This window comes from Nocardioides rubriscoriae (assembly GCF_008087085.1).
Lineage (GTDB): Bacteria > Actinomycetota > Actinomycetes > Propionibacteriales > Nocardioidaceae > Nocardioides > Nocardioides rubriscoriae.
The window spans coordinates 1-21,845 of sequence record NZ_VIYJ01000007.1 but is presented as its reverse complement, the minus strand read 5'-3'; the positions used below and the strand labels follow the sequence as shown (position 1 = coordinate 21,845).

At 72.1% G+C, this 21,845-nt stretch carries 27 protein-coding genes; 11 read left to right on the top strand and 16 right to left on the bottom strand.

Annotation, left to right across the window (positions count from 1 at the left end):
* Window position 1: 1 nt before the first annotated feature.
* From FZC61_RS12925 to ctaC, 4 genes are all read right to left on the bottom strand, one after another.
* On the bottom strand, window positions 2–1,258 hold the full coding sequence (locus tag FZC61_RS12925) for a L,D-transpeptidase (protein ID WP_148614609.1): 1,257 nt from the start codon (window positions 1,256–1,258) through the stop codon (window positions 2–4).
* An 83-nt stretch (window positions 1,259–1,341) separates the two neighbouring features.
* Window positions 1,342–1,758, bottom strand: coding sequence for a cytochrome c oxidase subunit 4 (locus FZC61_RS12920; protein WP_148614608.1), 417 nt, complete (start codon window positions 1,756–1,758; stop codon window positions 1,342–1,344).
* The gene (gene ctaD, locus FZC61_RS12915) at window positions 1,755–3,536 is read right to left on the bottom strand and encodes an aa3-type cytochrome oxidase subunit I (protein ID WP_148614607.1); all 1,782 of its coding nucleotides are present in this window, start codon (window positions 3,534–3,536) and stop codon (window positions 1,755–1,757) included. The genes FZC61_RS12920 and ctaD overlap by 4 nt, the downstream gene beginning before the upstream one ends.
* A complete protein-coding gene (gene ctaC, locus FZC61_RS12910; RefSeq protein WP_484214014.1) occupies window positions 3,533–4,396 on the bottom strand; it encodes an aa3-type cytochrome oxidase subunit II in 864 nt (287 codons plus the stop codon). Before ctaC ends, ctaD begins: the two co-directional genes overlap by 4 nt.
* Window positions 4,397–4,519: 123 nt before the next feature.
* On the opposite strand from ctaC, the gene FZC61_RS12905 reads away from it, so the two are divergent.
* Both FZC61_RS12905 and FZC61_RS23690 read left to right on the top strand, forming a co-directional pair.
* The gene (locus tag FZC61_RS12905) at window positions 4,520–5,638 is read left to right on the top strand and encodes a cysteine desulfurase family protein (RefSeq protein ID WP_246142669.1); all 1,119 of its coding nucleotides are present in this window, start codon (window positions 4,520–4,522) and stop codon (window positions 5,636–5,638) included.
* Complete coding sequence (locus FZC61_RS23690; protein ID WP_246142668.1) at window positions 5,635–5,859, top strand: sulfurtransferase TusA family protein; 225 nt, start codon at window positions 5,635–5,637, stop codon at window positions 5,857–5,859. The genes FZC61_RS12905 and FZC61_RS23690 overlap by 4 nt, the downstream gene beginning before the upstream one ends.
* A 31-nt stretch (window positions 5,860–5,890) precedes the next feature.
* On the opposite strand, the gene FZC61_RS12895 is transcribed toward FZC61_RS23690, so the two are convergent.
* Complete coding sequence (locus tag FZC61_RS12895) at window positions 5,891–6,865, bottom strand: carbohydrate kinase family protein (protein WP_148614605.1); 975 nt, start codon at window positions 6,863–6,865, stop codon at window positions 5,891–5,893.
* Window positions 6,866–6,928: 63 nt separating this feature from the next.
* Here FZC61_RS12895 and FZC61_RS12890 point away from each other — a divergent pair, with 63 nt between their 5' ends.
* Entirely contained in the window at window positions 6,929–7,144 is a 216-nt protein-coding gene (locus FZC61_RS12890; RefSeq protein ID WP_148614604.1) for a hypothetical protein, read from the top strand.
* 78 nt (window positions 7,145–7,222) lie between these two features.
* Here FZC61_RS12890 and erpA read toward each other — a convergent pair whose 3' ends face one another.
* Both erpA and FZC61_RS12880 read right to left on the bottom strand, forming a co-directional pair.
* On the bottom strand, window positions 7,223–7,582 hold the full coding sequence (gene erpA, locus FZC61_RS12885) for an iron-sulfur cluster insertion protein ErpA (RefSeq protein ID WP_148614603.1): 360 nt from the start codon (window positions 7,580–7,582) through the stop codon (window positions 7,223–7,225).
* An 83-nt stretch (window positions 7,583–7,665) separates the two neighbouring features.
* Entirely contained in the window at window positions 7,666–8,751 is a 1,086-nt protein-coding gene (locus FZC61_RS12880; protein ID WP_148614602.1) for a glycerate kinase family protein, read from the bottom strand.
* Window positions 8,752–8,806: 55 nt separating this feature from the next.
* Here FZC61_RS12880 and FZC61_RS12875 point away from each other — a divergent pair, with 55 nt between their 5' ends.
* On the top strand, window positions 8,807–9,697 hold the full coding sequence (locus tag FZC61_RS12875) for a GNAT family N-acetyltransferase (protein ID WP_148614601.1): 891 nt from the start codon (window positions 8,807–8,809) through the stop codon (window positions 9,695–9,697).
* A gap of 29 nt (window positions 9,698–9,726) precedes the next feature.
* A complete protein-coding gene (gene nadA, locus FZC61_RS12870) occupies window positions 9,727–10,902 on the top strand; it encodes a quinolinate synthase NadA (RefSeq protein ID WP_148614600.1) in 1,176 nt (391 codons plus the stop codon).
* Between the two features lie 55 nt (window positions 10,903–10,957).
* Here the strand turns inward: nadA and FZC61_RS12865 are convergent, their stop codons facing one another.
* Window positions 10,958–11,932 carry a helix-turn-helix transcriptional regulator gene (locus FZC61_RS12865; protein WP_148614599.1) on the bottom strand — a complete coding sequence of 325 codons (975 nt, stop codon included), beginning with the start codon at window positions 11,930–11,932 and terminating at the stop codon, window positions 10,958–10,960.
* 62 nt (window positions 11,933–11,994) lie between these two features.
* Here FZC61_RS12865 and FZC61_RS12860 point away from each other — a divergent pair, with 62 nt between their 5' ends.
* Window positions 11,995–12,546, top strand: a complete 552-nt coding sequence (locus FZC61_RS12860) for a DinB family protein (RefSeq protein WP_148614598.1) — start codon at window positions 11,995–11,997, stop codon at window positions 12,544–12,546.
* Window positions 12,543–12,980 carry a VOC family protein gene (locus FZC61_RS12855; RefSeq protein ID WP_148614597.1) on the top strand — a complete coding sequence of 146 codons (438 nt, stop codon included), beginning with the start codon at window positions 12,543–12,545 and terminating at the stop codon, window positions 12,978–12,980. The genes FZC61_RS12860 and FZC61_RS12855 overlap by 4 nt, the downstream gene beginning before the upstream one ends.
* Before the next feature lie 20 nt (window positions 12,981–13,000).
* On the opposite strand, the gene FZC61_RS12850 is transcribed toward FZC61_RS12855, so the two are convergent.
* The 7 genes from FZC61_RS12850 to FZC61_RS12820 are packed head-to-tail and all read right to left on the bottom strand — an operon-like array spanning window position 13,001 to window position 18,179.
* Window positions 13,001–14,152 (bottom strand): sensor histidine kinase, encoded by a 1,152-nt coding sequence (locus FZC61_RS12850; RefSeq protein ID WP_148614596.1) that lies wholly within the window; start codon window positions 14,150–14,152, stop codon window positions 13,001–13,003.
* Between the two features lie 38 nt (window positions 14,153–14,190).
* Window positions 14,191–15,021, bottom strand: coding sequence for a hypothetical protein (locus FZC61_RS12845; protein ID WP_148614595.1), 831 nt, complete (start codon window positions 15,019–15,021; stop codon window positions 14,191–14,193).
* Window positions 15,018–15,542 (bottom strand): SigE family RNA polymerase sigma factor, encoded by a 525-nt coding sequence (locus FZC61_RS12840; RefSeq protein ID WP_148614594.1) that lies wholly within the window; start codon window positions 15,540–15,542, stop codon window positions 15,018–15,020. The genes FZC61_RS12845 and FZC61_RS12840 overlap by 4 nt, the downstream gene beginning before the upstream one ends.
* Window positions 15,543–15,596: 54 nt before the next feature.
* Window positions 15,597–16,190: a PspA-associated protein PspAB gene (pspAB, locus tag FZC61_RS12835; RefSeq protein ID WP_148614593.1), complete on the bottom strand. Its 594-nt coding sequence runs from the start codon at window positions 16,188–16,190 to the stop codon at window positions 15,597–15,599.
* Window positions 16,190–17,092 (bottom strand): zinc metalloprotease HtpX, encoded by a 903-nt coding sequence (gene htpX, locus FZC61_RS12830; protein ID WP_148614592.1) that lies wholly within the window; start codon window positions 17,090–17,092, stop codon window positions 16,190–16,192. Before htpX ends, pspAB begins: the two co-directional genes overlap by 1 nt.
* Before the next feature lie 23 nt (window positions 17,093–17,115).
* Window positions 17,116–17,394, bottom strand: a complete 279-nt coding sequence (pspAA, locus tag FZC61_RS12825) for a PspA-associated protein PspAA (protein WP_148614877.1) — start codon at window positions 17,392–17,394, stop codon at window positions 17,116–17,118.
* Between the two features lie 17 nt (window positions 17,395–17,411).
* The gene (locus tag FZC61_RS12820; RefSeq protein WP_148614591.1) at window positions 17,412–18,179 is read right to left on the bottom strand and encodes a PspA/IM30 family protein; all 768 of its coding nucleotides are present in this window, start codon (window positions 18,177–18,179) and stop codon (window positions 17,412–17,414) included.
* A gap of 83 nt (window positions 18,180–18,262) precedes the next feature.
* On the opposite strand from FZC61_RS12820, the gene FZC61_RS12815 reads away from it, so the two are divergent.
* Window positions 18,263–18,811 (top strand): DUF3043 domain-containing protein, encoded by a 549-nt coding sequence (locus FZC61_RS12815; protein ID WP_148614590.1) that lies wholly within the window; start codon window positions 18,263–18,265, stop codon window positions 18,809–18,811.
* A 58-nt stretch (window positions 18,812–18,869) separates the two neighbouring features.
* Here the strand turns inward: FZC61_RS12815 and FZC61_RS12810 are convergent, their stop codons facing one another.
* Window positions 18,870–19,880, bottom strand: a complete 1,011-nt coding sequence (locus FZC61_RS12810) for an aldo/keto reductase family protein (protein ID WP_148614589.1) — start codon at window positions 19,878–19,880, stop codon at window positions 18,870–18,872.
* 45 nt (window positions 19,881–19,925) lie between these two features.
* Here FZC61_RS12810 and FZC61_RS12805 point away from each other — a divergent pair, with 45 nt between their 5' ends.
* Genes FZC61_RS12805 through FZC61_RS12795 form a run of 3 tightly spaced genes read left to right on the top strand, consistent with a single transcriptional unit; the run spans window position 19,926 to window position 21,460 of the window.
* Window positions 19,926–20,471 (top strand): GNAT family N-acetyltransferase, encoded by a 546-nt coding sequence (locus FZC61_RS12805; RefSeq protein ID WP_148614588.1) that lies wholly within the window; start codon window positions 19,926–19,928, stop codon window positions 20,469–20,471.
* A gap of 12 nt (window positions 20,472–20,483) precedes the next feature.
* Window positions 20,484–21,161, top strand: a complete 678-nt coding sequence (locus FZC61_RS12800) for an AzlC family ABC transporter permease (RefSeq protein ID WP_148614587.1) — start codon at window positions 20,484–20,486, stop codon at window positions 21,159–21,161.
* Window positions 21,158–21,460: an AzlD domain-containing protein gene (locus FZC61_RS12795; protein WP_148614586.1), complete on the top strand. Its 303-nt coding sequence runs from the start codon at window positions 21,158–21,160 to the stop codon at window positions 21,458–21,460. Before FZC61_RS12800 ends, FZC61_RS12795 begins: the two co-directional genes overlap by 4 nt.
* Window positions 21,461–21,845 lie beyond the last annotated feature (385 nt).

Genomic DNA, 21,845 nt, shown 5'->3' with positions numbered 1-21,845 from the left:
CTCAGAGCGCCGAGCCGCCCTGGTAGTCCTTGAACGACTTGTTCCAGTCGCCGTAGCCGTTGTCGAAGGTCATCGGTCGGTCGGTGCCGGTGTATTCGACGACGTCGCCGCGACGGCTGATGGAGTAGAGCCAGGCCGCGTTGGCGGTGCTCATGCCGGTGCAGCCGTGGGACACGTTGGCGTAGCCCTGGGAGCCCACCGACCACGGGGCGGCGTGGATGAACTCACCGGAGTAGGTCACGCGCATGGCCCACTGGACGTTGTCGATGTCGTAGGCCTCAGAAGAGCCCTGGGGGATGCCAACGGTCTCGGAGTTCATCCGCTTGGAGGCGAACTTCTCGATGATCACCTTGACCCCCGAGCGGGTGGTGAAGCCCGGCTTGCCGGTCGTGATGGGCAGGGTGCGGAGCAGCCTTCCGTTCTCGAAGACCTTCATCTGGTGGGTCTTGGCGTCGACCTGGTAGATGTGCGCCTTGCCGATCTCGAAGTCGAGCCGGCGGTCCTCCTGGCCGTAGATGCCGTTCCCGGCGTCGACCCCGTTGACGTCGATGTCGACGTCGACAGTCGATCCGGGCCGCCAGTAGGTCTTGGGGCGCCAGTGGGCCTCGGTGTCGCTCAACCAGTACCAGGAGCCGGTCTGGGCGGGCTTGGCGGTGACCGTCATGTGCTTCTCGAACTCGGCGCGGTCGGTCACCGGCACGTCGAACGTGACGATCACCGGCATGCCCACGCCGACGGTCTCGCCGGCGAGGGGCGAGACCGAGGGATAGGTCTGCTGGTCGAGCGTCAGGTCTTGGGCGGTGAACCGGCGACGCACCTGCGAGGTGGCGCCGTCGTCGTCGGCGACGGCCTTGACCGTGTAGGTCGTGCCGGGCTCGAGCCGCTCCGTGGCGGTCCACGACGTGCCGTCGTCGCTCATCTCGCCGGGAAGGTCACCGTCAGACGAGCTCACGGCGACCGACGTCAGCGCGCCGGTGCCGGCGGCGACCCGGACCAACGTCGACACCGGGACGTCGGTGCCACCCTTGGGCACGTTGACGTCGATGGTGGGGCCGGGCGCCTCGCCGCTGCCGTCACCCTCGGCGACGCCGGACGCGGTGGACCCGCCGTCGCTCCCACCCGTCGCGTCTCCCCGGCGGCCCTCGAGGGCACCGTCAGGAGTGTTGTTGCACGCGGCGAGCGACAGGCCGAGCACGGCGACCAGACCGGCCGCCGCCACACGGCAAGCACTCGACTGAGCAGTGTGACGCAGGGACATCTAGGGACTCCCGAAGAGCAGGTGGCTGAGGTTCAAGCGTAACTGCCGCCGGGGTGCGAACCGATTCGACGGGGCCGTACGGGTCAGTGGGCGTGCTCACCCCGGTAGTACTCGAACACCAGGCCCGACAGGGCCACCGCGCCGAGGATGCCACCGATGATGAACAGCCACCACGCGCTCGCGGCCACGCCGAAGACCATCACGCCGAGGGTGGAGCCGCACCACAGCGGCCACCACGAGTAGGGCGGGAAGAACCCGAGCTCGCCCGCGCCGTCGGCGATCTCGCCGTCCTTGCGGTCCTCGGGACGCGGGTCCATCTTCTTGGCGTGGAAACCGAGGTAGAGGGTGACCATCAGGGTCAGCAGACCCGTCATGACCAGCGCCGAGGTGCCGGTCCAGTCGCCGCCGCGATCGGTGCTGTCGGTGACCAGCCAGTAGGCCGGCGACACCAGCACCAGGAACACGGTGGTGATCCCGAAGATCCAGGCTTCGATCTTCATCGGGTCGTACCTCCGTCGCCCTCGGTGTCGAGGTCGGTGTCCTTGGCGAGCCGCTCCTTGAGCAGGGTGTCGCGGCCCTCCATGTCGGGTGCGTCGGCGAACCTGCCGTCACGCGCGGCGGCGTTGTCGTCGAGCTCGATGGCCGCGACCTCGGGGTGGTGCAGGTCGAAGGCCGGCGACTCCGAGCGGATCCGCGGGATGGAGTGGAAGTTGTGGCGCGGCGGCGGGCAGGACGTGGCCCACTCGAGCGAGCGGCCCCAGCCCCACGGGTCGTCGACCTCGACCTTGGGTGCGTTGCGCGAGACGTAGAGGTTGTAGAGGAACGGCAGCGTCGAGGCACCGAGCAGGAACGCACCGAGGGTGGAGACCTGGTTGAGCGTCGTCCAGCCGTCGGAGGCCTTGTAGTCGGCGTAGCGGCGCGGCATGCCCTCGACACCCAGCCAGTGCTGCACCAGGAAGGTCGTGTGGAAGCCGACGAACAGCAGCCAGAAGTGGAGCTTGCCGAGACGCTCGTCGAGCATCCGGCCCGTCATCTTGGGCCACCAGTAGTAGAAGCCGGCGAACATCGCGAACACGACGGTGCCGAAGACGACGTAGTGGAAGTGGGCGACGACGAAGTAGGAGTCGGAGACGTGGAAGTCGAGGGGCGGGCTGGCCAGGATGATGCCGGTCAGGCCGCCGAACAGGAACGTCGTGAGGAACCCGACCGACCAGAGCATGGGGGTGTCGAACGAGATCGACCCGCCCCACATCGTGCCGATCCAGTTGAAGAACTTCACTCCTGTGGGCACCGCGATCAGGAACGTCATGCCGGAGAAGAACGGCAGGTTGACCGAGCCGGTCACGAACATGTGGTGGGCCCAGACCGCGACCGAGAGGATCGCGATGCCGAGGGTCGCGCCGACCAGGCCGACGTAGCCGAAGATCGGCTTGCGGCTGAAGACCGGCAGGATCTCGGTGACGATGCCGAAGAACGGCAGCGCGATGATGTAGACCTCGGGGTGACCGAAGAACCAGAACAGGTGCTGCCACAGGATCGCGCCGCCGTGGGCGGTGTCGAAGACGTGGGCGCCGAGCTGGCGGTCGGCCTCGAGCGAGAGCAGCGCTCCGGCGAGGATCGGGAACGCGACCAGGACCAGCAGGCTGGTGACCAGGGTGTTCCACACGAACATCGGCATCCGGAACATCGTCATGCCGGGCGCGCGCATGCAGATGATCGTGGTGATGAAGTTGACCGCGCCGAGGATGGAGCCGAGACCGGCCATCCACAGGCCCATGATCCACAGGTCGCCGCCGACGCCGGGCGAGCGGATCGCGTCGGACAGCGGCGTGTAGGCGAACCAGCCGAAGTCGGCGGCGCCGCCGGGGGTCAGGAAGCCCGAGGCGGCGATGAGGCCGCCGAACAGGAACAGCCAGTAGCTGAACATGTTGAGCCGGGGGAACGCCACGTCGGGCGAGCCGATCTGCAGCGGCATGATCACGTTGGCGAACCCGAAGAACAGCGGGGTCGCGAACAGCAGCAGCATGATCGTGCCGTGCATCGTGAAGAGCTGGTTGTAGAGCTCCTCGTTGACGACCTGGCTGCCCGGGAAGGCCAGCTCGGAGCGGATGATCAGCGCCATCAGGCCGGCGAGCAGGAACCACACGAACGAGGTGACCAGGTACATCTTGCCGATCAGCTTGTGATCGGTGGTGGTCAGGATCTTGACGAGCTCCTGGCCCAGTGGCTTGCGCGCGGGCGCAGCCGCCACCTGGGTCGGGTCGATCGTGGCGGTCATGAGCAGATCCCCTCTTCTGAACGGGTCTCGTCGAGACCGACCTGGGTGCCGGCGAACTTGCCGCCGCAGATCGGCTTGTCGGAGAAGTCGCCGGCGTCGTACAGGCTCTGGAGGTAGGCGTCGTACTCCTCGCGGGTCTCCACCTTGACCTCGAAGATCATGCGCGAGTGGTAGACACCGCAGAGCTCGTAGCACTTGCCCTTGTAGGTGCCCACGGTCTTGGGCGTCACCTGGTAGTGGTTCTTCTGACCGGGAATGACGTCCATCTTGATCAGGAAGCCGGGCACGCCGAAGTCGTGGATGACGTCGGGGCTGCGCAGCTCGAAGCGGGTGGTCTCGTTGACCGGCAGGTGGATCGTGGGGATGTCCGAACCGGTGCCCACCTTGTAGACGTTGACGGGCTTGCCGGCGTCGTCCTCGACCTCGTCGGGGTAGTTGAACGACCACTGCCACTGCTGACCCACGACGTAGATCGTGTTGTCGACCTTGTCGTCGGGGTTGTTGAGCACGGCGTTCTGGGTCGAGATCGTGTGGTCGAAGAACACGATCACCATGATGATCGGGAAGATCGTGTAGAAGATCTCGAGCGGGAGGTTGTAGCGCGTCTGGATCGGCACCTCGTCGTCGTGACGACGGCGGTACTTGACCACGGCGTAGAAGATGAGGCCCCACACGAACACGCCGGTGGCCAGGGCGGCGATCCACGCGCCCTGCCAGAGGTCGAGGGTGTGCTCGCCCTCGACGGTGACGGGCTTCGGCATGCCGAGCCGTTCGCCTTGGGAGTCGGAGCCGCAACCGGCAACAAGGACAAAGGTGAGACCAAGCAGGCCGGCCAGACCGACACGGCTACGCCGCGTCACTGCCGAACGCTTGGGGAGCTGCAGACCCACGAATGAGACTTCCTCTCAGGCGGTCACGAACGACTGAAGACTACCGCGATCAGGTGGCCCGGGCCCCCCCGGGTGGGTGGTTGGATCGGCGATGTGTCCGAGACCTCCTCCGAACCGACGCGCTACCTCGACGCGGCGTCCTCGGAGCCACTGCACCCGGCGGCCCGCGCGAGCCTCCTCGCGGCCCTCGACGTCGGGTACGCCGACCCGCGCAGGCTGCACCACGACGCCCGCAACGCCCGCCTGCTGCTCGACAACGCCCGGGCCGTGGTGGCCGAGTCGCTCGGCGTACGACCCGACGAGGTGACCTTCACCGGCTCGGGCACCGAGGCGGTGCACCGGGGCCTGCTCGGGCTCGTCCGGGGCCGGCCGGGGGGCACCGCGTCGATCGCGCACAGCGACGTCGAGCACTCCGCCGTGCTGCACGCGGCGGCCTGGTCCGGCGTCGCGACGCGGGTGGTCCCGGTCGACCGGTTCGGTCGGGTCGATCCCGAGGCCCTGCACGAGGCGTGCGACGAGACGACGGTGGTGGCGCTGCAGGCCGCCAACCACGAGGTCGGCACCGTCCAGCACCTGCCCGCGCTGACCGGCGCGGCGCAGCAGGCGGCCGTGTTCGTCGACGCCTGCGCCTCGATGGGCCGGCTGCCGCTCCCCCGGACCTGGTCGGCGGCGGCCGGGTCGGCACACAAGTGGGGTGGACCGGCCGGGGTCGGCGTGCTGCTCGTGCGCCACCGCGCGCCGTGGGTCAGCCCGTTCCCCGCCGACGACCGCGTCGACCACCGGGCGACCGGGTTCGAGAACGTCCCCGCCGCGCTGGCCGCCGCCGCGGCACTGCAGGCGGTCGTGGCCGAGCGCGACGAGGCCACCGCCCGCCAGCACGCACTGGTCGACCGGGTCCGGGCCGCTGCCGCCGCGATCGACGACGTCGACGTGCTCGGCGACCCCGTCGACCGCCTCCCCCACCTGGTGACCTTCTCGGTGCTCTACGTCAACGGCGAACGACTGGTCGCCGAGCTGGACCGCCGCGGGTTCGGCGTCGCCAGCGGCTCGGCCTGCACCGCCTCGACGCTCGAGCCGTCGCGGGTGCTGGCCGCCATGGGGGCGCTCACCCACGGCAACGTGCGGGTCTCGCTGACCCGCGACACGACGGCCGACGACGTCGAGCGGTTCTGCCGGGCGCTGCCCGAGGTCGTCGCGGGGCTCCGGTCGTGATCGAGCTCGACTGCCGCGGGCTGCTGTGCCCGGCCCCGGTCATCGAGCTGGCGCGCCGCATCGGCGAGGTCGAGGTCGGCGGCCTGGTGGCCGTGGTCGCCGACGACGTGGCCGCCCGCTACGACGTGCCGGCGTGGTGCCGGATGAAGGAGCACGAGTACGTCGGCGAGGGCGCCGCCCCCGACGGTGTGCCGCGCTACGTCGTCCGACGGCTGGTCTGAGCCGGAAGGGTCTGAGCCGGAACCGCTCGTGTCACTGCAGGTGCTGGGCGACCTCGACGGCGGCGTCGACGCCGTAGGACTCCTCGACGCGGGCCACGAACTGGCCGGGGGTGAAGGAGTACTCCTGGGTGCCGACCGTCTCGACGACGTACGCCGCGAGCACCGAGCCGACCTGCGCGGCCCGCTCGAGCCCGAGGCCCCAGGTCAGCGCGGCCAGGAAGCCCGAGCGGAAGGCGTCACCGACACCGGTGGGCTCGACGGCCGTGACGCCGGCCGCGGCCGGCACCACGATCGGCTCCTCGCCCTCGCGCAGGACGCGGGACCCGTCCTTGCCCAGGGTGGTGACGTGGGTGCCGACCCGGGACAGGACCTCCTCGGGCGACCAGCCGGTCTTCTGGCCGATCATGTGCGACTCGTACTCGTTGGAGAACAGGATCGTGGCGCCGTCGATCAGCCGGCGGATCATGTCGCCGTCGCTGAACGCGAGCTGCTGGCTCGGGTCGGCGATGAACCGGTAGCCGCGCTGGCGGCACTCCTCGGTGTGGCGCAGCATCCCGTCGGGGTCGTCGGCACCGATGAGCACGTAGTCGGGCGCACCGACGCGGGCCACGATCGGGGCGAGCTCGATCATCCGGGCCTCGCTCATCGCGCCGGGGTAGAACGACGCGATCTGCGCGCCGGTCGGGTCGGTGGTGCACACGAACCGCGCGGTGTGCTTGCTCTCGGAGATGTGGACGCTGGCGCAGTCGACGCCGTGGCGCTCCAGCCAGGACCGGTAGTCGGCGAAGTCCTCGCCGGCCGCTCCGACCAGCACGGGGTCGAGCCCGAGGCACCCCAGGCCGAAGACGATGTTGGCGGCCACGCCGCCGCGCCGGATCTCGAGGTCGTCGACCAGGAACGACAAGGAGATCTTGTCGAGCTGCTCGACGACGAGCGAGTCGGAGAACTTGCCACCGAAGCCCATCAGGTGGTCGGTGGCGATGGACCCGGCGATCAGAAGAGGCACGTCGCCGAACACTACCGATCGGTACCGCTGGGACTACCCATCAGTACCCCCTAGCGTCGGTCCATGACCTCCTCGTACGACGACCTGGCCGCCGCCACCGAGATGCACGACGACTGTCGCGCGACGAGTGCCCGGCTGGCCTGGGCGGCCCGCCGGGCGACCCGGCCGGCGCCGAGCATCCACTTCGACGAGCAGCCCGCCGAGCGGGCCAAGGCGCAGGTCGACTACTCCGAGGCGGCCGCGCGGATCGCCGGTGCGCTGCACTTCTACCTGGAGTGAGCAACAGGCTTCGATGCGACGACCCCGCCGGAGAACCGGCGGGGTCGTCGCGTCGCTGCGTCGTTGCGGCGTGTCAGCTCAGTGGAACGAGTCCCCGCAGGCGCACGAACCCGTGGCGTTGGGGTTGTCGATGGTGAAGCCCTGCTTCTCGATGGTGTCGACGAAGTCGATCTCGGCACCGTTGAGGTAGGGGACGCTCATCCGGTCGACCACGACGGACACGCCGTCGAAGTCGGTGACGACGTCACCGTCGAGGGTGCGCTCGTCGAAGAAGAGCTGGTAGCGCAGTCCGCTGCAGCCGCCCGGCTGCACGGAGATGCGCAGCTGGAGGTCGTCGCGGCCCTCCTGCTCGAGGAGGCTCTGCACCTTGGCGGCGGCCACCGAGCTCAGGTTGATCTGGTCGGTACGACGCTCGGTGGTCTCGAGCTGCTCGGTCATGTGTGTGCTCCCGTTGCGAGACGTAGGGGTCTGTCCTCGGCTCAATGGTCGCACACCCGGGGTTATTCCGTCGGGCGGCGCCGTCAGCCCGACCAGGTGCGCGCGACGCGTGCGGCGAGGTCGGACAGGCTGCCGGACGGATCGGCGAACGCCCGCTCCTCGCCCACGAGGTCGACCAGGGAGTAGGCCGACTCGACGCCCAGGGCCCGCATCTCCCGCGAGCCGACCAGCACCTGCCCGGCCAGCGCGATGCAGGGACGCAGCGCCTCGGCGGCGATCGCCGCCACGCCGTAGGGGACCTTGCCCGAGCGGCTGGAGAAGTCGAAGGCCCCCTCCCCCGTCACCACCAGGTCGGCGGTGCGGGCGCGCTCGGCGAGACGGACGGCCCCCGCCACGAGCTCGATGCCGGGCTCGCGGCGCGCCCCGAGGCACAGCAGCGCGTAGCCGAGGCCGCCCGCGGCCCCGGCGCCCTTCTCGAGCGCGGTGCGCCAGTCGGTGGCCCGGGCCAGCTGCTCGAGCCATCCGTCGACCTCGGCGATGCGGTCCTCGGTGATGCCCTTCTGCGGGCCGAAGGTCTTGGTCGCGCCGAACAGCCCGGTCAGCGGGATGTCGACGTCGGAGGCCATCACGAGCTCGACGCCGGCGAGCCGCTCGCGCGCCGGACCGAGGTCGACGGTCGAGAGCCGGTCGAAGCAGACGGGCCCGCAGTCGAGGATGCCGTCGGAGGTCGCCCCGAGCGCGGCCAGGAAGCCGGCCCCGCCGTCGTTGGTGCCGGAGCCGCCCAGCCCGACGACGACGCGGGTGGCGCCCCCATCGACCGCAGCGAGCACGAGCTCGCCGACGCCGCTGGTGGTCGCGAACTCGGCGTGACCGTCGGTCATCAGGTGCAGGCCGCACGACTGCGCGCTCTCGACGTAGGCGGTGTCGCCCACGCGCAGCACGGTCGCGGGGACCTCCTCGCCGTGGACGGCCTCGACGGTCACCACGTGGAGCTCGCCCCCCAGGGCGGCGTGGAGGACGTCGACGAACCCGGGTCCGCCGTCGGCCATCGGCGCCAGGTCGAGCTCGTCGTCGGGCGCCCGGCGGCGCCAGCCCGCCGCGATCGCCTCGGCCGCCTCGACGGCGGTGAGGGTGCCGGCGAACTTGTCGGGCGCCACGAGGATCCGCATGACGAGCATCCTGCCCCGCGCCGCCGACGGTGCCGTGGGCGCCTAGGTTGGGAGGATGGGCGAGGTGCTGTTCCGACCGATGCGACCCGAGGACGTGCCGGTGGCCGAGCGGCTGTCCGACGAGGCCTTCCTCGACCTCGACCGCCGGGTCTTCCGCCGCGACCAGCCCGACCCGCAGCCGCGCACCGACGACCACCGGGCCGGCTGGGTCGAGCGCACCCGCCACTTCCTCGACACCGACGCGGCCGGCTGCTGGGTCGCCACCGACCCCGACGGCACGATGGTGGGCTTCGCCACGAGCATCCGCCGTGAGGGCACCTGGATCCTGGCGACGTACGCCGTGCGCCCCGGCCAGCAGGGCCGCGGGATCGGCAAGCAGGTCCTCGACCTCGCGCTCACCCACAGCCGGGGCTGCCTGCGCGGCATGCTGTCGGCCTCCGACGACCCCAAGGCCGTGCGCCGCTACCTGGTCGCGGGCTTCACCATGCACCCGCAGATGTACCTCACCGGCTCCGTCGACCGGACCGCCATCCCCGCCGGCACGGGCACGCGCGTCCGGGAGGGCTCCGCCGCCGACACCGAGCTCATGGACTCCCTGGACCGGCGGGCACGCGGCGCCGCGCACGGGCCCGACCACCCGCTGATGCAGCGGCTGTTCCGCTGCCTGGTCAGCGACACCGCTGCCGGCTCGGGCTACGCCTACCTCAGCCGCGCCGGGTCGGTGGTGCTGCTCGCCGCCTCCCACCGGCGTACCGCGCAGCAGCTGTTGTGGACCGCGATCGCCGACGGGCCCGCCGAGCAGACGGTCGGCCACGTGACCGCGGCCAACGACTGGGCGGTCGACGTCGGCACCGCGGCCCGGCTCGACCTGCACACCTCGGGCTACCTCGCGCTGCGCGGCATGCGCCCGCCGACGACGTACCTGCACAACGGCGCGCTGCTCTGAGGCCTCGCACCCCGGCCTAGGATCGAGCCATGACGACCGTCGACCTTCCGCTCCTGCCCCTCGGCCGTGGCACCGACCGCGCCTCCGAGCGTGGGGTGGAGTGTCCGGGCGACCTGCCCGCGGCCTCCGACCCCGCCTTGGTGGCACGGGCCCTCGCGGCCAAGGAGGCCCTCGGCGAGCGGCTGTTCGTGCTGGGGCACCACTACCAGCGCGACGAGGTGATCCAGTTCGCCGACGTCACCGGCGACTCCTTCAAGCTCGCCCGGGACGCGGCCGCGCGGCCTGACGCCGAGTTCATCGTCTTCTGCGGCGTGCACTTCATGGCCGAGTCGGCCGACATCCTCACCGGACCCGAGCAGCAGGTGATCCTGCCCGACCTCGCGGCGGGGTGCTCGATGGCCGACATGGCGCGGCTGCCCCAGGTCGAGGCGGCCTGGCGGGCCCTGGCCGACGCCGGCGTCCAGGACCGCGTCGTCCCGGTCACCTACATGAACTCCAGCGCCGACATCAAGGCCTTCTGCGGTCGCAACGGCGGCGTCGTCTGCACCTCCTCCAACGCCGAGACGGCCCTCGACTGGGCCTTCGCCCAGCACGGGGAGGACACCAAGGTGATGTTCTTCCCCGACCAGCACCTCGGCCGCAACACCGCCGTGCTCAAGATGGGCCTCTCGCTCGACGACTGCGTCGTCTGGAACCCCCACCTGCCCGGGGGCGGCCTCACCGCCGACCAGCTGCGCGGGGCCAGGATGATCCTCTGGAAGGGCCACTGCTCCGTGCACGGGCGCTTCTCCACCAAGGTCGTCGACGAGCTGCGGGCGACGATGCCCGACGTGCAGATCCTCGTGCACCCCGAGTGCCCCCACGACGTCGTGCTCAGCGCCGACCTCGTCGGGTCCACGGAGTTCATCATCAAGACCATCGAGGCGGCGCCGGCCGGCTCGGTCTGGGCCATCGGCACCGAGCTCAACCTCGTGCAGCGCCTGGCGCGCGCCCACCCCGACAAGCAGATCGTCTTCCTCGACAAGGACGTCTGCTACTGCTCGACGATGAACCGGATCGACCTGCCCCACTTCGTGTGGGCCCTCGAGTCGCTCGTCGACGGCGTGGTGGTCAACCGGATCGAGGTCGACCCCGACACCGAGCGCGACGCGCTGGTCGCCCTGCAGCGGATGCTCGACCTGCCCGGCACGTCGCACAAGGACTGAACCCTCCCTCGGGGGCGGCGCGCCAGCGGTGCGCGCCGGGCCCCGGGCAGGTAGCTCACCGTTGCATCGGCTCGGCCGCCATCGCCGCCAACCGGTGCGCCATCGCCGCCGCGGCGTCACGCAGCACGTCCGGCTCGAGCACCTCGATGTCGGGGCCGAGCACGGCGAGGTGCAGCACCAGCCAGCCGAGGTCGTCGCCGCCCACCGTGAGCAGGCACCAGCCGGGATCACCGCCCGGGTCCTCGTCGACGACGCCGACACCGGGCGGCACCTTCTCCCGGACCACCGCGACCGTGTCGTGCACCCGGGCCACGGCGACGTGGCGGTAGGGCGAGGCGGTCACCGACCGCTGGACGTAGGCCGCCGCGTCGGGTGCCTCGCGCGGCCGGAACCGCCAGGTCGTCGGGCGCACGTCGTGCATCCGGTCGAGGCGGTAGGTGCGCCAGTCGTCGCGGTCGAGGTCGTGGGCCAGCAGGTACCAGCGGCGCCCGGTGGCGACCAGGCGCACCGGCTCGGCCTGCCGCTCGCTGCGCACGTCGGCGCGGTCGGCGTAGGCGAAGCGCACCCGGACCGTGTCGCGGCACGCCCGGGCCAGGACCATCAGCACCTCCCCCTCGACCGTGGTCGCGCCGCCGGCGAGGGTGTCGGTGGCCTCGTGCAGCGCGCGCACCTCGGCACGCAGCCGTGGGGGCATCACCTGGTCGAGCTTGGCCAGCGTGCGCAGGGCCGCCTCGCCCGCACCGGTCACGGTGCCGCCGGCGGCCAGTCGGAGGGAGACGGCGGTGGCGATCGCCTCGTCGTCGTCGAGCAGCAGCGGCGGCAGCGCCGCCCCCGCGCCCAGCTGGTAGCCACCGCCGACGCCCTGGCTGGCGAGCACCGGGTAGCCGAGGTCACGCAACCGGCCCACGTCGCGGCGTACGCACCGGTCGGTGACCTGGAGCTCGGCGGCCAGCTCGGGGCCGGTCCACACCCGCCGCTGCTGCAGCAGCGAGAGCAGGCGCAGCACGCGCTGGGTGGTCCCGTCGGCCATGGCGACGATGGTGCCACGGATAGCGGACCGGAACGGTCCGCCATTGCTGGCAGGGTCGGAGCATGACCGTCAACGACCTGCTGCGCGAGCAGCTGACCTTCCACTGGGACCACCAGGTACGCCCCCGCCTCGACGGGCTCACCGACGCGGAGTACCTCTGGGAGCCGGTCCCCGGCGCCTGGAACCTGCGGCCCGGCACCGACCCGGACCACCCGACGACCATCGACTTCGTCGATCCCCAGCCGGACCCGCCCCCGGTCACCACCATCGCCTGGCGACTGGCGCACGTGGTCGTGGGGGTGCTGGCGGCGCGCAACGCCTCGCACTTCGGCGGTGCGCCCGCCGACTACCGGACGTTCCCCTACGCCACGACCGCCGCCGGTGCGCTCGACCAGCTCGACCGCGAGTACGCCGCCTGGACGGTCGGCGTCACGGCGCTCGGCGAGGAGGGCCTCGAGCGCCCCGTCGGCGCGGCAGAGGGTCCGTGGTCGGACCGGTCGTACGCCACGCTGGTCCTGCACGTCAACCGCGAGGTCGTCCACCACCTCGCCGAGGTGTGCCTGCTGCGCGACCTCCACGCCCACCAGCCCACGACCGGAAGGACCCGAGGATGACCCGCGAGATCCAGGTGACCGTCGACTGCGCCGACCCGGCCGCCCTGATGGGGTTCTGGTGCGACGTGCTCGGCTACCAGGCCGACCCGCCGCCGCCGGGCTACGACACCTGGGACGCGGCGCTCGACGCGTTCGGCGTGCCGCCCGAGGCGCGCAACACCCGCTCGGCTTGCCACGACCCGGACCGCCGGGGGCCGCGACTGTTCTTCCAGCAGGTGCCGGAGGGCAAGAGCGCCAAGAACCGCCTGCACCTCGATGTGAGGGCCGCGCCCGGCCTCGAGGGCGACGCGCGGATGACGGCGCTCGAGCAGGAGTGCGAGCGGTTGGTCGCACGGGGCGGCACGCGGCTGCAGCGCCACGAGCCCGAGCCGCCGCTCAGCCACGGCTTCATCGTGATGGCCGACCCCGAGGGCAACGAGTTCTGCCTGGACTGAGCCGGACGGCGACCGCCTCGTCAGGTCGGCAGCTCGAGCCAGACGGTGGTGCCGCCCCCCGGGGTGTCGGTGATGCCGACGTTCCCGCCGTGGGCCTGGACCACGCGACGCACCGTGTCGAGACCGATGCCGGAGCCGCGGTCGTCGTCGACCAGGCGCACCCGGGGCGTGAAGACGCGGTCGTGGTCGTCCTCGGGGATGCCGATCCCGTTGTCGGCGATCGAGATCCTGCTGCCCCCGTCGTGCTCCGCGGCGCTGACAGCGATGGTGAGCGGGCGGTCGGGGTGGCGGTACTTGGCGGCGTTGTCGAGGAGGTTCTGCAGCACCGACCGCAGCTGGACGGCGTCACCACGCACCACCGGGAGCGGCCCCGCCACCACCTCGACGCCCTCCAGGGGCTGCGTGAGGTCGTCGAGGACCTCGGCCAGCACGGTGTCGAGCGCGACCGGTGAGTCGCCCATGACCCCCCCGACGCGGGCGTAGGACAGCACCTCGTCGATCAACGCCGCCATCCGCTCCGAGCTGCTCATCGCCCGGTCGAGCAGCCAGTCGGCGTCCTGCGAGAAGCCCACGAGCTCGTCGCGCAGCAGCTCCAGCGACATCGTGACGCCCGAGAGCGGGGTCTTGAGGTCGTGGCTGACGCGTCGGGCGAAGCCGGCCAGCCGCTCGTTGGACGCCGCCAGCTCGCGGCTGCGCAGGGACAGCTCGAGCACGTCGACGACGCGCTCGGCCAGGGTGCGCAGGGCGTCGACCTGCGACTCGTCGAGCTCGCGGGTCTGCTCGTCGAAGACGCAGAGCGTCCCGATGACGACCCCGTCGAGCGCGGTCAGCTTGTGGGAGGCGTAGAAGCGGACGTTGCCGATCACGCCGGTGACGAACGGGTTGTCCTGGAAGCGGGGGTCGAGGCGGGCGTCGGCCACGACGATCGGCGTGTCCTCGTCGAGCACGGCCGCGCACATGGAGTCCTCGCGGCTGCAGATCGCGGCGTCGAAGCCGTAGGCCGCGACCTGGTGCTGCTCGGTGTCGGTGATCAGGTTGATGGTCGCCATGGGGGTGCCGCAGACCTTGGCCGCGAGCTCGACGATCGCCTGGAGATCGGCTCGCGGCGGGTGCGGCAGCACGTCGTAGTGCTCGATGCTGCGGACCCGGCGGCGGTCCTCCGAGGTGCTCATCACACCCGACAATACCGACTGCCGCGGGCTCAGGAGCCCTATCGCAACAGCTCGTTGTAGTCGTAGGTCAGCACCACGGACCCGGAGGCGTCGCGCAGGGTCGCCACCACGGGTGGCGTCGCGCTCGCGACCCCGGCCTCGACGAAGCGGACGACGTACGTCGCGACGCCCACGGCGACCGCGGCCTGCGCGCCTCGCGGCGTCCGGACCGAGACGTCGGCGACGCCGGAGCGCAGCGGGAAGGTCGCGGCGTAGAGTCGGCGGTCGCACGCGGGTGCGACGTCCTTGGGGCACAGCGACGCGAACCCGATGCCGGGGTCGGGGGTCTCCCACGGGTCGGGGGGCGGGCTGGTGTCGAGCGGCCGGGCGTCGCTCACCTCGTTGACCGGCGCGCCCAGGGTGCACGTGCGCCACTGCGTGTGGTCGTCGGACACGAAGGTCGCGGTCGTCCCCCGGTCGTCGGTGAGCTGGGCGTCGAAGCGCCACCCCTGGAGCGCCGGCTCGACGCCCTGGCACAGCGAGGTGATCGCAGCGTCCTGGGCGGTCATCGGCGTGTTGTCCCCCGTCCAGCCGACGCCCGGCGTGGGGGGGACGTAGGTCGGGGACGGGGGGTCAGGGGTGACCGGGTCGGTGACCAGCGGGTCGCGCCCGGCGGGGGCGACGTCGTCGTAGGATCCGCCGGGCGTGACCACCAGCAGCGCGACCGCCGCAGCGGTGGCCAGGGCCGCGGCGACCGCACCGGCCGCCGTACGTCGGCGGCGGCGTACGGCGCGGCCGCGGGCGGTGATGTCGGTGGCGGTGAAGCCGAGCGGGCGACCCGTGTCGTCGCCGAGCTCGTCGAGCAGGTCGGTGATCCGGTCGTTGGTCACAGGTCCTCCATCGCGAGGTCGAGCCCGGTGCCGGCCAGCGACACCCGCAGCTGGTCGAGGGCCCGGGCGGTCTGGCTCTTGACGGTCCCGCCGTCGATGCCGAGGGCCACGGCGGTGTCGGCGACCGAGAGGTCGGCGAAGTAGCGCAGCACCACGCAGGCGCGGCGACGGTCGGGCAGCTCCTCGAGGGCGGCCAGCACGGCCAGGCGTCGCTCGGTGGACGCCACCGGGTCGACCGAGCGCTCGCGCCGGCCCTCGGGGAGGGTCAGTGTCGAGACCTCGCGGCGCCAGGGCCGCCGGGCCTGGTCGACGACGGCGGTCGTCACCGCCCGGTGGGCGTAGGCGGTGGCCGCGCCGCGGCGACGGATGCGGGGCCAGGCGACGTAGAGCTTGACGAGGGCGTCCTGGGTGGCGTCCTCGGCGCGCTGCCAGTCGCCGCACAGCAGGAAGGCCGTGCGTCGCAGGCTGCGGGCCGAGGCGGCCACGAACTCCTCGAAGTCCGCGGTCTGGTCGGGTCTCATGGAGATGACACGTCGTCGGGGGTGCTCGAGGTTGCCCGCGGACGCGAACCCGTCTCAGCCGAGGCCGGGTGCGCCCCAGATCGCCAGCCACCGGGCGGGGTCGTGCTCGACCGGCAGCTCGGCGCCGAGGGCGTCGCGGACCTCGATCTCGAGGAGGTCGTCGCGCCGCTGCTCGCCTCCGGGCAGGGGCGCGAACGGGTAGAAGGTGCCCTGCTTGTAGAGGTAGACCAACCCGACCCGGCGGCCGCTGGAATCGACGAACGGGACCAGCGAGCACAGCAGCGCCGGGCCGAAGCCGGCGCCCTCGAGCGTGGTGTTGACCGCGTGCAGGTCGGTGCACAGGCTGCCGAGGTCGCCGCCCGCGGCGTCGTACGGCGGGTGGTCGATCTCGAGCCAGGTGAAGCCGAAGCCGTCGGTGGTGACCCGGACCCCCGCGTCGGTGGCGGCCGCCAGCAGGTCCAGGACGCCCTGCTGGGCGTCGGCGAACGCAGGACCGGCCGCCCCGCGGTAGCAGACCGCGCCGTCGCCGGTGGGGACCAGGCCGAGCGAGGCCTGCAGGGTGATCGCCGCCGAGGGCACCTGGAAGAGCGCGTCGAGGTCGGCCTGCGGCGGCTTGGTGCGTCCGAGGATCGAGTCGAGGAAGCCCATCAGCGCGGCCGGTCGAGCTCGGTCTGGATCCGGGCGAGCTGCTCGAGGCGCTGCTGCAGCGGCGGGTGGGTCGAGGACAGGCCCTTCAGGCTGATCGGGCTGATGCACAGGGCGCTGCCGGCGCTGACCTGGCGCAGGTCGCGCTGGGGAGTGGCCTGCACCCCGGCGTCGATCTTGCGCAGGGCCGAGGCCAGCGCGGCGGGCTTGAGGGTCAGGTAGGCACCGGCCCGGTCGGCCGACAGCTCGCGGTAGCGCGACAGCAGGCGCAGCAGCACGAAGCTGACGGCGTAGACGACCAGGCTGACGACCAGCACGACGATCCAGGTCGGCGGGCCGTTGCTGTCGCGACGGCTCCCCCCGAAGAACCCGAGGCCGCCGTACTGCGCGCCCTGGGTGAGCGTGCCGGCGGCGATGCCGGCCGACGAGGCGACCGTCATCACCAGCACGTCGCGGTGGGCGACGTGGGAGAGCTCGTGGGCCAGCACGGCCTCGAGCTCCTCGGCGCTGAGCAGCTGCAGAATGCCGGTGGTGACGCACACGACGGCCCGGTCGGGCGAGCGCCCGGTCGCGAACGCGTTGGGCACCGGGGTGTCGGCGACGCCGACGCGCGGCTTGGGCATGTCGGCCAGGGCGCACAACCGGTCGACCATGCCGTGCAGCTCGGGGGCCTCCTGCGAGGTGACCTCACGGGCCCGCATCGCGCGCATCGCGATCTTGTCGCTGCTGGACCACTGGTAGACGGCGTAGCCGATGGCGCCGACCCCGACCAGGGTGCCGATCGTCCCGCCGATCACGCCGGCGAGCACCACGACCAGCCCGACGAACAGGGCGCCGAGCAGGAACATGACCAGGGTCATCCGGGCGGTCAGCCCGGCGTCACCGATGAACCTCGTCCTCGCCATGGTCCGAGTCTGTCCCACGGGACCTAGCCGGGGATCAGCCCGTCGTCGGCGAGCAGGTCGCGGACCTCCTCGAGGGTGGCGTCACCGTCGGGCAGGATCAGGTCGGACTCGTCGATGGCGTCGATCGCGTGCGGGACGCCGATGGTGCGCACGCCCTCGAGCAGCGCGTGCAGGGCGGGGCGGAACGCCGCCTCGTCGTCGGCCGCGATGGCCGCCTCGACGGCCGCGTCGAGCTCGTTGAGCCGGTCGATCGCCGACCCGGCGACGTCGTACTGACCCTCGCCGAGGATGCGGACGATCAGGGTGTGGTCGTCGTGCGTCATCGCGCGTCTCCCTCGGCCTGCTTCGACAGCGGGTCGGCGGTACCGAGCTGGCCGGGCGCCTGGGGGGCGGACAGGCCCTTGAGGCGGGCGAGCTCGAGCTCGACGTCGGACTGGTGGCTCAGCGAGTCGAGCTCGCGCGAGATGTCGTCGCTGCCGCCGGGGTTGGTCACGTCGTCGAGGGCTCCCGACGAGATCAGCTCGTCGATGGCGCCCGCGCGGGCCTGCATGGTCGCGGTCTTGTCCTCGGCGCGCTGGATGGCCAGGCCGACGTCGCCCATCTCCTCGCCGATGCCGGAGACGGCCTCGTTGATGCGGGTCTGGGCCTCGGCGGCGGTGTAGGTCGCCTTGATCGTCTCCTTGCGGGTGCGGAAGGCCTCGACCTTGGCCTGCAGCCGCTGCTGGGCCAGGACGAGCTTCTCCTCCTCGCCCTGGAGCTGGGCGTGCTGGGCCTGCAGGTCGGCAATCTGCTGGGAGAGCCCCGACTTGCGGGTCAGCGCCTCGCGGGCGAGGTCCTCACGGTCCATCTGCAGGGCCTTCTCGGCCTGGGTCTGCAGCTTGGCGGCCTGCTGCTCGAGCTGGGTGACCTGGAGCTCGACGCGCTTGCGGCTGGTGGCCACGTCGGCGACGCCGCGGCGGACCTTCGAGAGCAGCTCGAGCTGTCGCTGGTAGCTGTAGTCGAGCGTCTCGCGGGGGTCCTCGGCGGCGTCGAGCGCCTTGTTGGCCTTGGCCCGGAAGATCATGCTCATCCGCTTCATCATGCTCATGGGTGCACCCTATGCCGCGATCACAAGATCGGCACGGGCCGCGGCGGGCTCGCGCCTCGGCCGCCGGGTAGGCTGAGAGAGCCATGAAGCTGCGTCGTGCCAAGTCCCCGGAGTCCGAGCCCGTCACCCTCGCCAAGCCTGACGGGAAGGGTCGCCCGACCCCCACCCGCAAGGAGGCCGAGGCCGCGGCCCGCGAGCGCGCCAAGGTGCCGCGCACCCGCAAGGAGCAGCTGGCGCGTCAGCGCCAGGCCAAGGGCGAGTCCAGCCAGCGCATCCGGCAGGGCATGAAGGACGGCGACGAGCGCTACATGCTCGCCCGCGACAAGGGCCCCGTACGCCGCTTCATCCGCGACTTCGTCGACGCCCGGTTCGGGTTCTCCGAGATCGTCATCCCGCTGATGTTCGTGGCGATCCTCTACTCCCCGCTGGTCGTCCCGCTGTTCCTGGTGCTCATCATCGACCTGGTGATCCTGCGGTTCCGCCTGCGCAAGCAGCTGGCCGAGCGGTTCCCCGACGAGCCGCTCAAGGGCACCACCTACTACGCGCTGACGCGGGCGATGCAGATGAAGTTCATGCGGGTGCCCAAGGCCAAGGTCAAGATCGGCGAGGAGCTGCCCGCTCACTACCGCTGAGCGGCGGCGGGAGCCTCACCGCTGACGCGGTGGGACTCCCGCAACGTCGAGCACCGGCTCAGCCGAACATCTCCGAGCGCCGCGGCGACTGCGTCTTGGCCGCGTCGCGCTCGACGACGTCACCGACGACCTCGTCGATGGCGGTGAGCACGTCGGCGTCGAGCGTGATGCCGGCGGCCTTGACGTTGTCGGTGACCTGCTCGGGGCGCGAGGCTCCGACGATGGCCGAGGACACGTTGGGGTTGTTGAGGGTCCAGGCCACGGCGAGCTGGGCCATCGACAGGCCGGCGTCGTCGGCGATCGGCTGCAGGCGCTGGACGCGCTCGAGCACGTCGTCCTTGAGCCAGCGCGAGATCATGTCGGCGCCGCCCTTCTCGTCGGTCGCCCGCGAGCCCGCGGGCAGCTCGGCGCCCGGCTTGTACTTGCCGGTGAGCACGCCCTGCGCGATCGGCGACCAGACGACCTGGCCGATGCCGAGCTCCTCGCAGGTCGCGACGACCTCGGACTCGATGACGCGCCACAACATGTTGTACTGCGGCTGGTTGGACACCAGCGGCACGTGCAGCTCGCGCGCGAGCTCGGCAGCAGCGCGGATCTCCTCGGCACGCCACTCGGAGACGCCGATGTAGAGGGCCTTTCCGGCGCGCACCACGTCGGCGAAGGCCAGCATCGTCTCCTCGAGCGGGGTCTCGTGGTCGTAGCGGTGGGCCTGGTAGAGGTCGACGTAGTCGGTCTGCAGCCGCTGCAGCGAGCCGTCGATCGACTCCATGATGTGCTTGCGCGACAGGCCGTGGTCGTTGTGGGCGCCGGGGCCGGTCGGCCAGAAGACCTTGGTGAAGATCTCCAGGCCCGCGCGACGCTCGCCCTTCAGGGCGGTGCCGAGGACCGTCTCGGCCGCGGTGTTGGCGTAGACGTCGGCGGTGTCGAAGGTGGTGATGCCCTCCTCCAGCGCCTGGCGCACGCATGCGAGGGCGGCGTCCTCCTCGACCTGAGAGCCGTGGGTGAGCCAGTTGCCGTACGAGATGGCCGAGACGCGCAGGCCACTTGCGCCGAGGTTGCGGAACTCCATGGCACCCAACATAGGCGGCGCCCCCACGGCTGCGATGATCGGGCCATGAGCAACGGACCCACCGCCGACGTCTCCGTGCGCGTGGCCTGGGCCGACGACGCCGAGGCCGTCGCCGCCGTCCAGGTGGCGGCCTGGGGCGCGCAGTACGCCGACGTGCTGCCGGCCGGTGCGCTGCCCGACGACCCGGCCCCGATCGCCGAGGCGTGGCGGGCCTCGCTGGCCCGCTCCAACGACGCGCGCAACCGGGTCCTGGTGGCCCTCGAGCGCAACCGGGTGGTGGGCTTCGCGGTCACCACCCCGGCCACCGACCCCGACTGCGACCCCGTCGCCGACGGCGAGCTGGCCGATCTGGTCGTCTCCCCCGGCGAGCAGGGCAAGGGTCACGGCAGCCGGCTGCTGCAGGCCGCGGCCGAGACCCTGCAGGCCGACCGGTTCACCCGCGCCGTGACCTGGGCGATCGCCACCGACGACACCCGGCGCGCGTTCCTCGTCGGCGCCGGCTGGGCCGCCGACTCGGCCCACCGCGAGCTCGACCTCGACGGCAGCGGCGCCACCGTCAAGCAGGTGCGCCTCCACACCGCGCTCGTCTAGCGCGGCCCCGCGGTGAGCGACGACCGGCGCGCGATCGTTCGCGACAGCCTCGGCGTCGGGGTCGCGACCGGTGCCTACGGGCTGTCCTTCGGCGCGGTGAGCACGACCTCCGGTCTCGACGTGCTGCAGACCTGCGCCCTGTCCCTGCTGATGTTCACCGGCGCCTCGCAGTTCGCCCTGGTGGGCGTCCTGGCCTCCGGCGGCACTCCGTGGGCGGGCGCTGCGACCGCGCTGCTCCTCGGCACCCGCAACACCCTCTACGGGCTGCGCCTGGCTCCCCTGCTGGCGTGGCGGGGCCGCCGGCGGGCCGCGGCCGCGCACCTGCTCATCGACGAGTCGACCGCGATGGCCGTGACCCGCGACTCGACGGCGGCGGCCCGGGTCGGGTTCCTCGTGACCGGTGGGTCGATCTTCGCGCTCTGGAACCTCGCCACCCTCGCGGGCGCCGTCGCCGGCCGGAGCATCGGCGACCCCCGCGCCCTCGGCCTCGACGCCGCCGTGGGCGCGGCGTTCCTCGCGCTGCTGTGGCCGCGCCTGGACCGTCCGCTGCACCGGTGGGTCGCGGTCGCGGCGGCGGGGGTCGCGCTCGGCGCGGTGCCGCTGACCGCCGCCGGGGTCCCGGTGCTGGCCGCCGCGGGCGTGGCGCTGCTGGCCGGCGTGCTGGCGGGCGCCGGGGAGCCCACGACGTGACCTGGGTCGCGATCCTCGCCGCCGGTGCGGGGTGCTACCTGCTCAAGCTGGCCGGGCTGTCGGTCCCCGCCCGGGTGCTCGACCGTCCCCTGGTCGCCCGGGTCGCCGACCTGGTCCCGGTGGCCCTGCTGGCGGCCCTGGTCGCGGTGCAGGTCGTCGCGACCGACGACGGCCGACTGGTGCTTGACGCGCGCGCCCTGGGTCTCGCGGTCGCGGTGGTGCTGCTGCTGGCGCGCACGCCGTTCCTGGTCGTGGTCTTCGGCGCCGCCCTGTGCGCGGCGCTGGTCAGGCTGCTCTGACCTGACCCGACCACGGGACGACCTGACCCTGCGGTCGGAGGGTCTCGAGACGGTTGCCAGGCCAACCTCCTCGACCACCGTGGGGGCGGGAGGCTGCCGCGAGGCCGATCCGTCCGGGACCCGACCACACCGAGGCGCCCGGGCCACACCACGAGGCGACCACACGGCGCACGTCACGGCGGATCGGCCGCCGAGCCGGTCAGGCACGCCGCACCAGACCGGCGGCAGCAGGCAGAAGCGACGCGGGCCGCGGCTCGAGCCGATCCGTCCGGGACCCGACCACACCGAGGCGCCCGGGCCACACCACGAGGCGACCACACGGCGCACGTCACGGCGGATCGGCCGCCGAGCCGGTCAGGCACGCCGCACCAGACCGGCGGCAGCA